This is a genomic window from Streptomyces sediminimaris, from assembly GCF_047049295.1.
In the GTDB taxonomy this organism is placed as follows: domain Bacteria; phylum Actinomycetota; class Actinomycetes; order Streptomycetales; family Streptomycetaceae; genus Streptomyces; species Streptomyces sediminimaris.
Genome location: NZ_JBJWOT010000001.1, coordinates 670,971 through 684,394, shown reverse-complemented (window position 1 = coordinate 684,394; position 13,424 = coordinate 670,971). Strand labels below are relative to the sequence as shown.

Here is a 13,424-nt window from a genome sequence, read left to right as displayed (position 1 = left end):
ACCACATGAGGGACGATCAGGTGGTGGAAGGGTGCACCCACTCGGGTGTGCCGGTGAACACCATCCTGGTGAACGCGACGGCGTCGGTGCCCGGTGGCAGGTCCACGGCCACCGCGTCCGCGTGGTCGCACCCGCCGAGGTCGGCCACCGCCCCGTCGAGCACCGGCTCGGCGTGCCGGCGGACCCGTGTGCCGGTCATGACCCCCACTCCCCGTGACCGGCTCGCCCCGAGGCTGCCACATGCTTGACCCCGCCCGGTGACGGACCGAGGATCATCAGTCATGACGCAGGGACAGGGCAGCACGGTTGACGGGGTGCTGCGGCGCAGCGCCCGGCGCACCCCCGCGCGCGTCGCGGTCGAGTACCGCGACCGCTCCTGGACGTACGCCGAACTCGACGAGGCCGTCTCCCGCGCGGCGAGCGTGCTGCTCGCGCGGGGCCTCGCCCCCGGCGACCGGGTCGGTGCCTACGGCCACAACTCGGACGCCTATCTGATCGGCTTCCTCGCCTGCGCCCGCGCCGGCCTGGTCCATGTGCCGGTCAACCAGAACCTGACGGGCGATGACCTGGCCTACATCGTCGGCCAGTCCGGCTGCGCGCTGGTCATGACCGATCCCGCTCTCGCCGGCCGGCTCCCGGAGGGCGTGGCGGTGCTGCCGCTGCGCGACGCCGACGACTGCCTGCTCGCGCGCCAGGCGGCGGCCCCCGCCCACGACGGATCCGAGCCGCGCGCCGAGGACCTGGTGCAGCTGCTGTACACGTCCGGCACCACGGCCCTGCCCAAGGGCGCGATGATGACGCACCGGGCGCTGGTCCACGAGTACCTGAGCGCGATCACCGCCCTCGACCTCGGCGCAGGCGACCGGCCCGTGCACTCCCTGCCGCTGTACCACTCGGCGCAGATGCACGTGTTCCTGCTGCCGTACCTCGCCGTCGGCGCCACGAACATCATCCTCGACGCCCCCGACGGCGACCGGCTCTTCGACCTCATCGAAGCCGGCCGGGTGGACAGCCTGTTCGCCCCGCCCACGGTCTGGATCGGCCTGTCCAACCGCCCGGACTTCGCGACCCGCGACCTGTCCGGGCTGCGCAAGGCGTACTACGGCGCGTCGATCATGCCGGTGCCGGTCCTGGAGCGCCTGCGCGAACGGCTTCCCGGACTCGGCTTCTTCAACTGCTTCGGCCAGAGCGAGATCGGCCCGCTGGCCACCGTCCTGGCCCCCGACGAGCACCAGGGCCGCATGGACTCCTGCGGCCGGCCCGTCCTCTTCGTCGACGCGCGCGTGGTCGACGAGGACGGCAAGGACGTCCCCGACGGCACACCCGGTGAAATCGTCTACCGCTCACCGCAGTTGTGCGAGGGCTACTGGGACAAGCCTGAGGAGACGGCCGCCGCCTTCCGCGACGGCTGGTTCCGCTCCGGCGACCTCGCGGTGCGTGACGCGGACGGCTACTACACCATCGTCGACCGGGTGAAGGACGTGATCAACTCCGGTGGTGTGCTCGTCGCTTCCCGCCAGGTCGAGGACGCCCTCTACACCCACGAGCGGGTGGCCGAGGTCGCGGTGGTCGGCCTGCCCGACGAACGGTGGATCGAGGCGGTCACCGCGGTCGTCGTCCCGCGCGGCGAGGTGACCGAGGAGGAGCTGATCGCCCACGTCCGGGAGAAGCTCGCCCACTTCAAGGCACCGAAGCGGGTGGAGTTCGTGGACGAACTCCCGCGCAACGCGAGCGGAAAGATCCTCAAGAGGGAGCTGCGCAGCCGTCTTGCCACGTGACGAGATGCACAAGAAGTCTCATTTCATACCTGGTAGGGCCACCAGTACCATGGATCGTGTATACGGCAGGAGGGCACATACCAGCCATGAGATGCTGCTTCTCCGCTCCTCTCGCCGCCCTCGCCGGAGTTCCCGGCCCCTGTGAGGTACTGCGCTCCGGAGCCCTGCTCGCCCCGGCCCTGCTCAGGGCCGCGTCCGCGGCCCGCTCCCGGCTGCCCCGCCCGCACACGGTCGCGGCCGTCCACCTGGAACTGGTCACCCTGACCGAGGACCGCGCCGTCATCACCTGGTACACCGGGGTGCCCGGCACCGACGACGGTTTCGGGCACATGCTCCCCGCCGTCACGGAGGGCGAGGTCGTCTACGGCACCCACCCCGGCCACCTGAACCGCGTCGCCGGCGAGAACCGGCTCACGGCACACCACTACGTGGAGATCACCGGCCTGGAGCCGGGACAGACGTACTACTACCAGGCCCGCTCCCGCGGCGTGGCCGCACGGCCCACCACGCTGCACCTGATCAGCGGCAACGCGGCGGGCACCTCACGGCACGGCCTGGGCTCGCACGGCGGCCCGTACGCCTTCACCACGCCGCAGCCGCCGCCCGGCCGCCACCTGATGACCCTCGCGCTCTGCAACGACCTGCACCTCGGCGAGACCATCGCCGGGCTCGTGACCGGCATCCCCCTGCTGCGCGGCGTGTCGCAGCAGCCGGGGCTGGAGCCCTATCCGGAGATCATGGGCCGGGCCCTGGTGGAGGAGGCCCGCCGGCGCGGTGCGGACCTGCTGCTGGCCGCCGGAGACATCTCGGCCGGCGGCGGGGCCCAGGACCTGGCCGAGGCCCGGCGGATCCTGGACGGCTTCGGCGACCTGGGGCGGGACTACCTCGTCGTCCGGGGAAACCACGACCGCCCCGGCTCCGGCGACGGCCAGGAACTCGACGGCGACAGCTTCCTCCGGGGCTTCGGCGCGGAGGGTGCGCCGGGCTACTTCGCGCACGACCTCGGCGGGCTGCGGATCATCGGCCTCGACACCTACGAGAAGCGGGGCAACGGCGCCGACTCGGGCGGACTGGGCGCCGAGCAGCTCTCCTGGTTCCGCAGCCGGTTGCGTGAGAACAGGGAACAGCCCACCGTCGTCTTCGGCCACCATCCGCTGACCGTGCGCGACTCGCTGTTCCCGGTCAGCGCCGGTCAGCGCATGGGGCGCCGCCAGGCCCGCGCCATCGTCGAGGCCTACGCCGCCACACCGGGCGTGTTCCTGCACCACGCGGGCCACACCCACCGCAACAAGCGCACCCTGCTGCCGCTCGCCCCGCACGTGGCCCTGCAGGAGGTCGGCGCCGCCAAGGAGTACCCCGGCGGCTTCGGCCTGCTGCGGATCCACTCCGGCGGCTACGCCCTGAACTTCTACAAGGCGCCGGGCGCGGAGGCCCTTGAGTGGGGCGAGCGCAGCCGCCGGATGGCCGGCGGGCTGTGGCCCCATCACGCGCTGGGACGTTCGGTCACCGACCGCAACAGCGTGGTCTTCCGCGACCTGTCCGGGATCACCCGGCCGGTGCTGCCGTCCCTGGCCGCGGCCGGACCCGAGGGGTGACGGGCCGGCGCCCCTGACCGGCCGCCGCGGCCCGCCGCCGCACCCCGGGTGCGGCCGCCGCCTCACCCCCCGTGCGGCCCGTACGCCGCCATGAAGCGGTCGCGGAACTTGTTCATGGTCCACTCCGGTGCGTTGTCCGCGGGCTTGAGGCCCTCCGTCCAGCCCCAGTTCGAGACGCGGGCCAGCACCTTCGGGTCATGGGCGACGATCGTGACGGGCACGTCCCGGCTGGCGCTGCCCCCGGTGACCGTCGGGACGGGCTGGTGGTCGCCGAGGAAGACCAGGACGGTGTTCTTGTCGCCGTAGCGCTGGACCCACTGGGTCAGGCTGTCCAGCGAGTACTGGATGGCCTTGCGGTACTCGGTCCGCACGCGCTTGGAGCTCTTCCAGACCTGCGTGGGGTTGGTGCCCTCCTTCTTGATCTTGTAGAAGACCTTGCCGTTCCCGAGGTCCTTCCAGTCGATCATGCGGGCGATGGGGGACCAGGGGTCGTGGCTGGAGGCGAGGATGATCTCCGCCATGATCGGTTCGCGGTTCTTCTTGCCGTGCTCCAGCCGCTGGAAGGCCTCCAGGCTGAACTGGTCGGGCACCGGCGTCCAGCTGAAGTACGGCCCCTGGTAGCCGAGGTGTGTGGAGTCGTAGATGTGGTCGAGGCCGAAGTACTTGCCCTCGGGCCAGTCCTTGCGCACCCCGGGCATGATGCCGACCGTGCGCCAGGCGCCGGTCTTGCGGAAGTAGCTGGTGAGGGTGGCGCGGTCGCTGGTGGTCAGGGCCCGGTACCGCTGCTGGTTCTTGACCCACAGACCGGACAGGAACGTCGAGTGGGCGAGCCAGCTGCCGGCGCCGGTCACCGGCGACCTGAGCCAGCCGCTGCGGGCCGAGAAGCCGGCCGACCTCAGCCGGGCGTCGCCCGCCCTGAGCGTCGCGTCGACCTCCGGTGCCATCGCCGGGTCGTCGATGGCCACCCGGCCGTAGCTCTCGACGAAGGTGAGCATCACGTCCTTGCCGCGCAGACCGGTCAGCAGCTGACCGGGCGGGGTCTTGGCGTAGGCGTCGACCGCCAGCTGCTTCTTGAAGACATCGGCGTCGCCGAGGCCCTCGCGGACGTACTGCACTCGGTTGGCCAGGTACTGGGCGTAGCCCTCGGTGGCGAAGGTGACGCCGCCGAACTGGGCACCCAGGGTGAAGCAGATGATCCACGCGACGCCGAGGGCCAGCGTGGTGCGTACGGCCGCGGGGCGGTGGCGGCCCAGCACGTTCGCCACGCGCAGCAGCGCGAGCGCGCTCACCGCGAGCACGGCGACCGTCAGGACGATCACCCCGATCACCGCGAGCAGTTCACCGGAGCGTCCGAAGGAGTCCTTCATCCAGTCGGCCGCGTCGCTCAGCAGGACCCAGTCGAAGACCAGGTCGAACGGCCGGGCGAGGGTCTGCCTGAAGCCCATGTCGAGGCATTTGAGGACGGTGGACAGCCCGAGGAACACCCCCAGCGCCCCGGCCGTGATCCTGCGCGGCTTCGGTGGCAGCACGAGCAGGAGCCCCGCGAGGACGATCGCCTCCACGGGCAGCCGGAGGAAGGCCTGGACGTCGATCCGGTCGAGGCGGTTGGGCACCAGCACCGCGACGAACACCAGCACGGCGGCCAGGACACTCGTGACCACGCGGACGGTACGCGCGGTACGGGGGAAGCGGCGACGCCAGCCGAACCAGCCGGGGCGGCCCGCCGGGGTGGGCCCGGCCGCTCCCGCGGGCACGGTGGCGGCCGTCGCCGCCGCTTCGGTGCCGGGATCGGGAGCAGGCTCCCCCGTGCCGTCGGCGGACCGGGCGGTCTCGGGGCCGGGTGCCGGCTCTTCCTCCGGGCCCGCCGCCCGCTCGCGGGCAGCCTCCGCAGGGGCGGCCGTCGGTCCGGTCGCCGGTTCAGCCGCCTGCTGCGGGTCCGGGTCCGGTTCTGGTGTGTCCGTCGGGCCGGCTGCCGGCTGCCTCGCGTCCGGGACCGCCGGACCCGTCGACGCCTTTGCGGAGGGCACGTCCACGGACCCGGCGCTCTCGTCCGTCCGTTCCGCCTCGGTGTCTGCCTGCGCCTTCGCCTGTGCGGTGGCGGCCGTCCCGCCGGCGCTCACCGGTGCGGCCGGCTCCGGCCGTCCCCCCTCGGCCGTATCGCCCGGTGCCGCGGCGGCATCAGGCCGTCCGGGCGTGTCAGGGTCGGGGCCCGCTTCGATGTCCGGCAGTTGACGAGGGGGCGTGAGGTGCGACACCCGTAGGTCCTTCCGTGCGAAGCCCGGTGATGGGACGGCGGACCGGGCTCGCGGGACCGGGCCGCCAACCTCCGTACGGTCCGGCTTCACTCCCTGTTCAAGGCCCCGGGTCAACCGCGCGCAAAGACTACGCCGGTGGCCGTCACCCGGTGCCTACACGGAGGAGGCGTCCGCCGCCACCGCCACCTCCCGGGCCCAGCGGTAGTCCGCCTTTCCGCTGGGCGAGCGCCGTATGTCCTCGGTGATCACCAGCTGCCGCGGGATCTTGTACCCGGCGAGGTGGGTGCGGCAGTACGACTGGACGTCCTCCAGCGAGGGGTGCGGCGCCCCCGCCCGCAGCTGTACGACCGCCGCCACATGCTGGCCCCACCTCGCGTCCGGCACCCCGGCCACCAGCGCGTCGTACACGTCCGGATGGGACTTCAGCGCCTGCTCGACCTCCTCCGGGTACACCTTCTCGCCGCCGGTGTTGATGCACTGCGAGCCCCGGCCGAGGACGGTGACCACGCCCTCCCCGTCCACGGTCGCCATGTCGCCGAGCAGCACCCAGCGCCGGCCGTCCTTCTCGAAGAACGTCTCGGCGGTCTTGCGCGGGTCGTTGTAGTAGCCCAGGGGCACGCTGCCGGACTGGGCGACACGGCCCACCTCACCCGGCGCCACCGGCTCGTGGGTGACCGGGTCGACCACCCGGGTACGGGAGTTGACCCGGATGCGGAAGCTCTGCCCGGCTCCGGAGTCGGCCGTCGCCGTGCCGTTGAACCCGGACTCCGACGAGCCGTAGTTGTTCAGCAGCATGGCGTTCGGCAGCAGGTCCTGGAACTGCCGGCGGACCGTCTCGGACATGACCGCGCCGGAGGAGGACACACTGAACAACGAGGAGCAGTCGGTGCCCTTCATGGGCCCGCCGAGGGCGTCGATCAGCGGCCGCAGCATCGCGTCGCCGACCAGCGAGACGCTGGTGACCTGCTCCTTCTCGATCGTACGCAGCACCTCCTCCGGCACGAACTTGCGGTGGATCACCACGCGCTGACCGAAGTTGAAGCCGATCAGGGAGGTCAGGGTGGAGGTGCCGTGCATCAGCGGGGGAGTGGGGAAGAAGGTGATCCCGCTGCCGCCGGCCGCGACCCGTTCGGCCAGCTCCTCCGGCCTGCGCACCGGCTCACCGGTCGGCGCGCCGCCGCCGAGGCCCGCGAAGAACAGGTCCTCCTGGCGCCACATCACGCCCTTGGGCATCCCGGTGGTGCCGCCGGTGTAGATGATGAACTGGTCGTCGCCCGAACGCGCCGGGAATCCGCGCTCCGGTACGCCGTCCGCCTCCGCCGCCGCGAAGGACACGGCGGGGGACCGCCCGCCGTCCCCGGCCCGTACGAGGTGGCGCACCGCGGGGCACCTCGGCAGCGCCGCCGCCACCCGGTCGTCGAACTCCGCGTCGAAGACCAGCGCCACGAGGTCGGCATCGCGGTAGAGGTACACCAACTCGTCTTCCACGTAGCGGTAGTTGACGTTGACCGGGACGATCCGCGCCTTGAGGCAGGCGATCAGTGTCTGCAGGTACTCGACGCCGTTGTAGAGGTGCAGCCCGAGGTGTTCGCCGGGGCGGACCCCGGCGCCGATCAGGTGATGGCCGATGCGGTTGGCCGCCGCGTCCAGCTCCGCGTAGGTCAGACGGCGTTCGGCGCCCGTGCCCGGGTGGTCGACGTACACCAGGGCCTCGCGGTCGGGCACCACGTCGACGACCGACTCGAACAGGTCCGCAAGGTTGTACTCCACCGCTCCTCCTGACCGTTCCCTCGCTCGGGGCGAGCCTGGCAGCTGTCGGTTCGCGGTCATCAGAGCAAAGGGGGCGGCAACTGTGAAGAGTTCGGGCCAAGAAATCTGACTACCTGTCAGAAAACTCTTGAAGTGCCTTCCGGGGTACTGCAACCTGTTCTCGTTCCTGGAGAGGGGAGACGGCGATGGGTGGTACCGAACACCTCACCGTGCAGCGCGAAGGCGCCACACTGGTGCTCACGCTCAACAGGCCGGAGGCCAAGAACGCGCTCTCGCTGCCGATGCTCGTCGGGCTCTACGACGGCTGGCTCGAGGCCGACGAGGACGACGCCGTCCGCTCGGTGGTGCTGACCGGCGCCGGCGGCGCGTTCTGCGCCGGCATGGACCTCAAGGCCCTCGCGGGACGGGGCATGGCGGGAGAGCACCACCGGGACCGCCTCAAGGCCGACCCCGACCTGCACTGGAAGGCGATGCTGCGCCACCACCGCCCCCGCAAGCCGGTGATCGCCGCCGTCGAGGGGCACTGCGTGGCGGGCGGCACCGAGATCCTGCAGGGCACCGACATCAGGGTCGCGGGCGAGTCGGCGACCTTCGGCCTCTTCGAGGTCAGGCGCGGACTGTTCCCGATCGGCGGCTCCACCGTCCGGCTGCAGCGCCAGATCCCGCGCACCCACGCCCTGGAGATGCTGCTCACCGGCCGGCCCTACAGCGCCCGTGAGGCCGCGGACGTCGGCCTGATCGGCCATGTCGTGCCCGACGGCACCGCCCTCGCCAAGGCCCTGGAGATCGCCGGACTGATCAACGCCTGCGGCCCGCTCGCCGTGGAGGCCGTCAAGGCGTCGGTCTACGAGAGCGCGGAGATGACCGAGGCCGACGGACTCGCCGCCGAACTCGAGCGCGGCTGGCCGATCTTCGACACCGCCGACGCGAAGGAGGGTGCCCGGGCCTTCGCGGAGAAACGACCGCCCGTCTACAAGCGTGCCTAGTGCCGCAACAGGCAACGTTCGCCCCGTCGCGACGCCCGGCACGCACCGGACGCCGCTCCTTGACGGGCAAACGTTGCCTGCCGCGGCACCAGCACCGCGCCGGCCTCGCCCGGTCCGGGCCTCGAGGGCCCGATGCGGCCGGTCGCGCGGTTCCCCCGCGCCCCTGCAGGGCGCGTCCCCTCACTGCCCACCTCTCAAGGAGGCGGCCCCGATGCCCGAAGTCCTCAAAGCAGCCCTCACCGTCGAGTTCCCCTTCACCCGCTCCCTCGGCCCGGTCCAGAGCGCCTTCCTGACCGGGCTGCGCGAGCGCGTCGTCCTCGGGGTGCGCACCGGTGACGGCCGTACCCTCGTGCCACCCGTCGAGTACGACCCCGTCACCGCCGAGGAGATCCGCGACCTGGTCGAGGTCGCCCCCACCGGCACGGTCACCACCTGGGCCTGGAACCACCGGCCGCGCCGGGGCCAGCCCCTGGACACCCCCTTCGCCTGGGTCCTGGTCCGCCTCGACGGCGCCGACACCGCCCTGCTGCACGCCCTCGACGCCCCCGGCCCCGACGCCGTGCACACCGGCATGCGCGTCCGCGTGCGCTGGGCCGGCACGCGCGAGGGCGCCATCACGGACATCGCCTGCTTCGAGCCGTACGACGGCGGACCGGTACAACCCACGGGCCACAGCGGCGAGTTCGCGGATGCGATCACCGGCATCGTCGCCCCCGCCCGCCTCGACTACACCTACTCGCCCGGCCGCGCGCAGTCCGCCTACATCCACGCCCTCGCCGAGCGGCGCACGGTCGGCGAACGCTGCCCCTCCTGCCGCAAGGTGTACGTCCCGCCGCGCGGCGCCTGCCCCACCTGCGGCGTCGCCACCTCGGAGCAGGTCGAGGTGGGACCGCGCGGCACGGTCACCACCTACTGCATCGTCAACATCAAGGCGAAGAACCTGGACATCGAGGTGCCGTACGTCTACGCCCACATCGCCCTCGACGGCGCCGACCTCGCGCTGCACGGCCGTATCGGCGGCATCCCCTACGACCAGGTGCGCATGGGCCTGCGCGTCGAGGCGGTGTGGACCGAGGGCGCCCGCTACCCCGACCACTACCGGCCCACCGGGGAGCCCGACGCGGACTACGACGCCTACAAGGAGCTGCTGTGACGCGTGACATAGCACTGGTCGCCTTCGCCCAGAGCGACCACCGCCGCACCAGCGACGAGCTCTCCGAGGTCGAGATGCTCATGCCGGTGCTGCACGACGTCCTCGGGCAGACCGGCCTGAAGACCGCCGACATCGGCTTCACCTGCTCCGGTTCCAGCGACTACCTGGCCGGCCGTCCCTTCTCCTTCACCCTCGCCCTCGACGGCGTGGGCGCCTGGCCGCCGATCTCCGAGTCGCACGTGGAGATGGACGGCGCCTGGGCCCTGTACGAGGCGTGGACGAAACTGCTGACCGGGGACGCGGACACCGCGCTCGTCTACGCGTACGGCAAGTCCTCACCGGGGTCCGTGCGCGACGTCCTGACCCGGCAGCTCGACCCGTACTACCTGGCGCCCCTGTGGCCCGACCCGGTCGCCCTGGCCGCCCTGCAGGCGCAGGCCCTCATCGACGCGGGCGAGACCGACGAGCCCGCGCTCGCGGCCGTCGCCGCCCGAAGCCGCGCGGACGCCGAGGCCAACTCCCACGCCCAGCTGAGGGGTTCGGTGCCCCAGGGGGACTACCTGGTACGGCCGCTGCGCACCGGGGACTGCCCGCCCATCGGCGACGGGGCCGCCGCCGTGATCCTCGCGGCCGGGGAGCGGGCCCGCCGGCTGTGCGAGCGGCCCGCCTGGATCCGTGGCATCGACCACCGCATCGAGGCCCACGGCCTGGGAGTCCGGGACCTGACCGACTCGCCCTCCACTCGCCTGGCCGCCGAGAAGGCGGGCGCCTTCGAACGCCCCGTCGACACCGCCGAGCTGCACGCGCCCTTCACCTCCCAGGAGGTCGTCCTGCGCAGGGCGCTGCGGCTCGGCGACGGCGTACGGGTGAACCCGTCCGGCGGTGCCCTCGCCGCCAACCCGATCATGGCCGCGGGGCTCGTCCGGCTCGGTGAGGCCGCCGCCGCCATTCACCGGGGCGGGTCGGACCGGGCGCTCGCCCACGCCACCTCCGGCCCCTGTCTGCAGCAGAACCTGGTCGCCGTACTCGAAGGGGATCCGCGATGAGCAAGGAACCCGTGGCCGTCGTAGGCGTCGGCCAGACCAAGCACGTGGCGGCGCGGCGGGACGTGTCGATCGCCGGGCTCGTCCGGGAGGCGGCCGGACGGGCCCTGGAGGACGCGGAACTGGCCTGGGCGGACATCGACGCCGTCGTCATCGGCAAGGCGCCCGACTTCTTCGAGGGCGTGATGATGCCCGAGCTGTACCTCGCCGACGCGCTCGGCGCGGTGGGCAAGCCCATGCTGCGGGTGCACACGGCGGGCTCGGTGGGCGGCTCCACCGCGCTCGTGGCCGCGAACCTGGTGGCGGCCGGCGTCCACGGCACCGTGCTGACGCTGGCCTTCGAGAAGCAGTCCGAGTCCAACGCCATGTGGGGCCTGTCCCTGCCGATCCCCTTCCAGCAGCCGCTGCTCGCCGGCGCGGGCGGCTTCTTCGCCCCGCACGTGCGTGCCTACATGCGCCGCACCGGCGCGCCCGACACCGTCGGCTCACTCGTCGCCTACAAGGACCGGCGCAACGCCCTGAAGAACCCCTACGCCCACCTCCACGAGCACGACATCACCCTGGAGAAGGTCCAGGCCTCGCCCATGCTGTGGGATCCGATCCGCTACTCGGAGACCTGCCCGTCCTCCGACGGCGCCTGCGCGATGGTGCTGACGGACCGGGCCGGGGCCGCGCGCGCCCCGCGGCCGCCGGCCTGGATGCACGGCGGCGCCATGCGCAGCGAACCGACCCTCTTCGCCGGCAAGGACTTCGTCTCGCCGCAGGCCGGCAAGGACTGCGCGGCCGACGTGTACCGGCAGGCCGGGATCGCGGACCCGCGCCGGGACATCGACGCCGTCGAGATGTACGTGCCGTTCTCCTGGTACGAGCCCATGTGGCTGGAGAACCTCGGCTTCGCCGAGGAGGGCGAGGGCTGGAAGCTCACCGAGTCGGGGGTGACCGAGCTGGACGGGGACCTGCCCGTCAACATGTCGGGCGGCGTCCTGTCCACCAACCCCATCGGCGCCTCCGGCATGATCCGCTTCGCGGAGGCGGCCCTGCAGGTGCGCGGACTCGCCGGAGAACACCAGGTGGAGGGCGCGCGGCGGGCCCTCGGGCACGCCTACGGCGGCGGATCGCAGTTCTTCTCCATGTGGCTCGTGGGCAGCGAACGCCCGGACTCCTGACGGCCCCGGGAAAGGTCCCCCTCACGTGGCCTGTCGGCATCAGAAACCGATCGCTAGGCTGGCCGCGGACGACGAATCGGGAGGAGCACCGACGTGGCCGAGAGCACCATCCAGCAGCACCCGCTTGCCGGCTGGGAGAAGCCGGAGCTGGACCTCAGCAACGCCGACTGGCGCTCGAGCAGCCGCGGCCTGGGGGATGTCCAGATCGCCTTTGTCGAGGGTTTCATCGCGATGCGCAACAGCGGCCGCCCGGAAAGCCCTTCCCTGATCTTCACACCCGCGGAATGGGGCGCGTTCGTGTCAGGGGCGCGGGAGGGGGAGTTCGACCTGACGTGAGCCGATGCCGCGGGCCGATCGGGGTGTTCCGCCGTTTTTCCGGACACGCGACGTGGTGACCCTCCCGGGCCGGACGCCTGAGCCAGGCTGGTCCCGGAAGGCAAGGCCGTCTTTCCGGAGATGAGGAACCCCATGAGCAGCAGCCTGCCGGTCATCGCGGCGGTCGACGGGTCGGACGGCAGCCTGGCCGCGCTGGACCGGGCCGTCGACGCCGCGCGCAGGCGCGGGGCGCCGCTGCGGGTGGTCCATGTGCGGCAGTACGCGCCCTGGGTGCGGCCCGGCGTGCTGCCCGAGGGCCCACCGGACCCCGAGGACGATCCGGTGCTCGCGGGGGTGCGCGGCCGGTTCGCGGGCCGGGCCGACCTGCCGGTCGTGGAGTACCGGGCGCTGGAGGGCGCACCGGGCGCGGTGCTGTCCGGACTGGGCTCCGCCGCCCAGCTGCTGGTGCTCGGCTCCCGCGGGCGCGGGGGCTTCGCCGGCCTGCTGCTCGGCTCCAACAGCATGGCCGCCGCTCGTGACGCCGAGTGCCCGGTGCTCGTGGTGCCCCGGCCGGGGCACGGTGAGCGGACCGCCGATGCCTCCGAGGCGGTGCGGGCGCACGCCGGCACGGCCGCCGGACCCGGCCCGCGCGTGGTCGTCGGCCTGAACGTCGACAGCCCCGACGAGACGGCGCTGGCCTTCGCCTTCCTGGAGGCCGAACTGCGCGGTGCCCGCCTCCAGGCGATCGCCGCCTACGGCTGGCCGCCGCAGACCTGGGCGTCCCCCGGTGAACTCGTCCCGCCGATGATCGACCAGAGTGCCGTGGAGAACGAGGTCTGGGCCCTGGCCGAAGGGCTTCTCGCGCCGTACCGCTCACGGCATCCCGACGTCCGGGCCGACGCCCACGCGATGCCGGGCGACGCGGCGGGCCTCCTGGTCGCCGCATCCAAGGACGCCGGCCTGGTCGTCGTGGGCCGCCATCGCCGCCGACCGCTGTCCCCGGCCCGCATGATCGGCTCGGTCACCCAGGCCGTCCTGCTGCACGCGCCGGCCCCGGTGGCGGTGGTGCCACCGGCGGCATCGCAGGCGAGCGTCTAGCGCCCGCCGGCGGGCGCGGGTGCGGGCGCGGCTGCTCGTGCGGGTGCGGTGGTGCCTGGCTCGCGCGACCCCGCGCATCGCGTTCCCCGTAGCGGCGCCTTCGGGCGTGGGGCCTTCGGCGCGGTCCAGGGCCGAGCGGTCCCCGGTGGGGCCCGACCGACCCCGTCCCTCTCGGGCAGCCGTGCCCTTTCGGCTTCTGGCGGCACCGGCGTCCCGGGCGTTTGCATGGAGGGACCGAAGCCCTCGCCGACCCGACCGAGGAGGC

Annotated in this window: 11 protein-coding genes; 8 read left to right on the top strand and 3 right to left on the bottom strand. The window is 72.7% G+C overall.

The annotated features are described in order from the left end of the window. Nucleotides 1-16: 16 nt before the first annotated feature. Nucleotides 17-199 carry a hypothetical protein gene (locus ACJ9NR_RS03170; RefSeq protein ID WP_412489899.1) on the bottom strand — a complete coding sequence of 61 codons (183 nt, stop codon included), beginning with the start codon at nt 197-199 and terminating at the stop codon, nt 17-19. An 82-nt stretch (nt 200-281) separates the two neighbouring features. Between ACJ9NR_RS03170 and ACJ9NR_RS03165 the strand changes: the two genes are divergently transcribed. Both ACJ9NR_RS03165 and ACJ9NR_RS03160 read left to right on the top strand, forming a co-directional pair. Next, the gene (locus ACJ9NR_RS03165; protein WP_412489900.1) at nt 282-1,778 is read left to right on the top strand and encodes an acyl-CoA synthetase; all 1,497 of its coding nucleotides are present in this window, start codon (nt 282-284) and stop codon (nt 1,776-1,778) included. Nucleotides 1,779-1,864: 86 nt separating this feature from the next. Further along, nucleotides 1,865-3,373 (top strand): purple acid phosphatase family protein, encoded by a 1,509-nt coding sequence (locus tag ACJ9NR_RS03160; protein WP_412489901.1) that lies wholly within the window; start codon nt 1,865-1,867, stop codon nt 3,371-3,373. A gap of 62 nt (nt 3,374-3,435) precedes the next feature. Here ACJ9NR_RS03160 and ACJ9NR_RS03155 read toward each other — a convergent pair whose 3' ends face one another. Next, nucleotides 3,436-5,628 carry a sulfatase gene (locus ACJ9NR_RS03155; protein ID WP_412512676.1) on the bottom strand — a complete coding sequence of 731 codons (2,193 nt, stop codon included), beginning with the start codon at nt 5,626-5,628 and terminating at the stop codon, nt 3,436-3,438. A 153-nt stretch (nt 5,629-5,781) separates the two neighbouring features. After that, nucleotides 5,782-7,398 (bottom strand): acyl-CoA synthetase, encoded by a 1,617-nt coding sequence (locus ACJ9NR_RS03150; RefSeq protein WP_412489903.1) that lies wholly within the window; start codon nt 7,396-7,398, stop codon nt 5,782-5,784. 185 nt (nt 7,399-7,583) lie between these two features. On the opposite strand from ACJ9NR_RS03150, the gene ACJ9NR_RS03145 reads away from it, so the two are divergent. The 6 genes from ACJ9NR_RS03145 (at nt 7,584) to ACJ9NR_RS03120 (ending at nt 13,159) form a co-directional block, all read left to right on the top strand. Further along, nucleotides 7,584-8,384: a crotonase/enoyl-CoA hydratase family protein gene (locus tag ACJ9NR_RS03145; RefSeq protein WP_412489904.1), complete on the top strand. Its 801-nt coding sequence runs from the start codon at nt 7,584-7,586 to the stop codon at nt 8,382-8,384. A gap of 211 nt (nt 8,385-8,595) precedes the next feature. Then, on the top strand, nt 8,596-9,537 hold the full coding sequence (locus tag ACJ9NR_RS03140) for a Zn-ribbon domain-containing OB-fold protein (RefSeq protein WP_412489905.1): 942 nt from the start codon (nt 8,596-8,598) through the stop codon (nt 9,535-9,537). Then, entirely contained in the window at nt 9,534-10,583 is a 1,050-nt protein-coding gene (locus ACJ9NR_RS03135; protein ID WP_412489906.1) for a thiolase family protein, read from the top strand. The genes ACJ9NR_RS03140 and ACJ9NR_RS03135 overlap by 4 nt, the downstream gene beginning before the upstream one ends. Next, nucleotides 10,580-11,746, top strand: a complete 1,167-nt coding sequence (locus tag ACJ9NR_RS03130) for a thiolase family protein (RefSeq protein WP_412489907.1) — start codon at nt 10,580-10,582, stop codon at nt 11,744-11,746. Before ACJ9NR_RS03135 ends, ACJ9NR_RS03130 begins: the two co-directional genes overlap by 4 nt. Nucleotides 11,747-11,839: 93 nt before the next feature. After that, nucleotides 11,840-12,082 (top strand): DUF397 domain-containing protein, encoded by a 243-nt coding sequence (locus ACJ9NR_RS03125; protein ID WP_412489908.1) that lies wholly within the window; start codon nt 11,840-11,842, stop codon nt 12,080-12,082. Between the two features lie 132 nt (nt 12,083-12,214). Beyond that, nucleotides 12,215-13,159 (top strand): universal stress protein, encoded by a 945-nt coding sequence (locus ACJ9NR_RS03120; protein WP_412489909.1) that lies wholly within the window; start codon nt 12,215-12,217, stop codon nt 13,157-13,159. Nucleotides 13,160-13,424 lie beyond the last annotated feature (265 nt).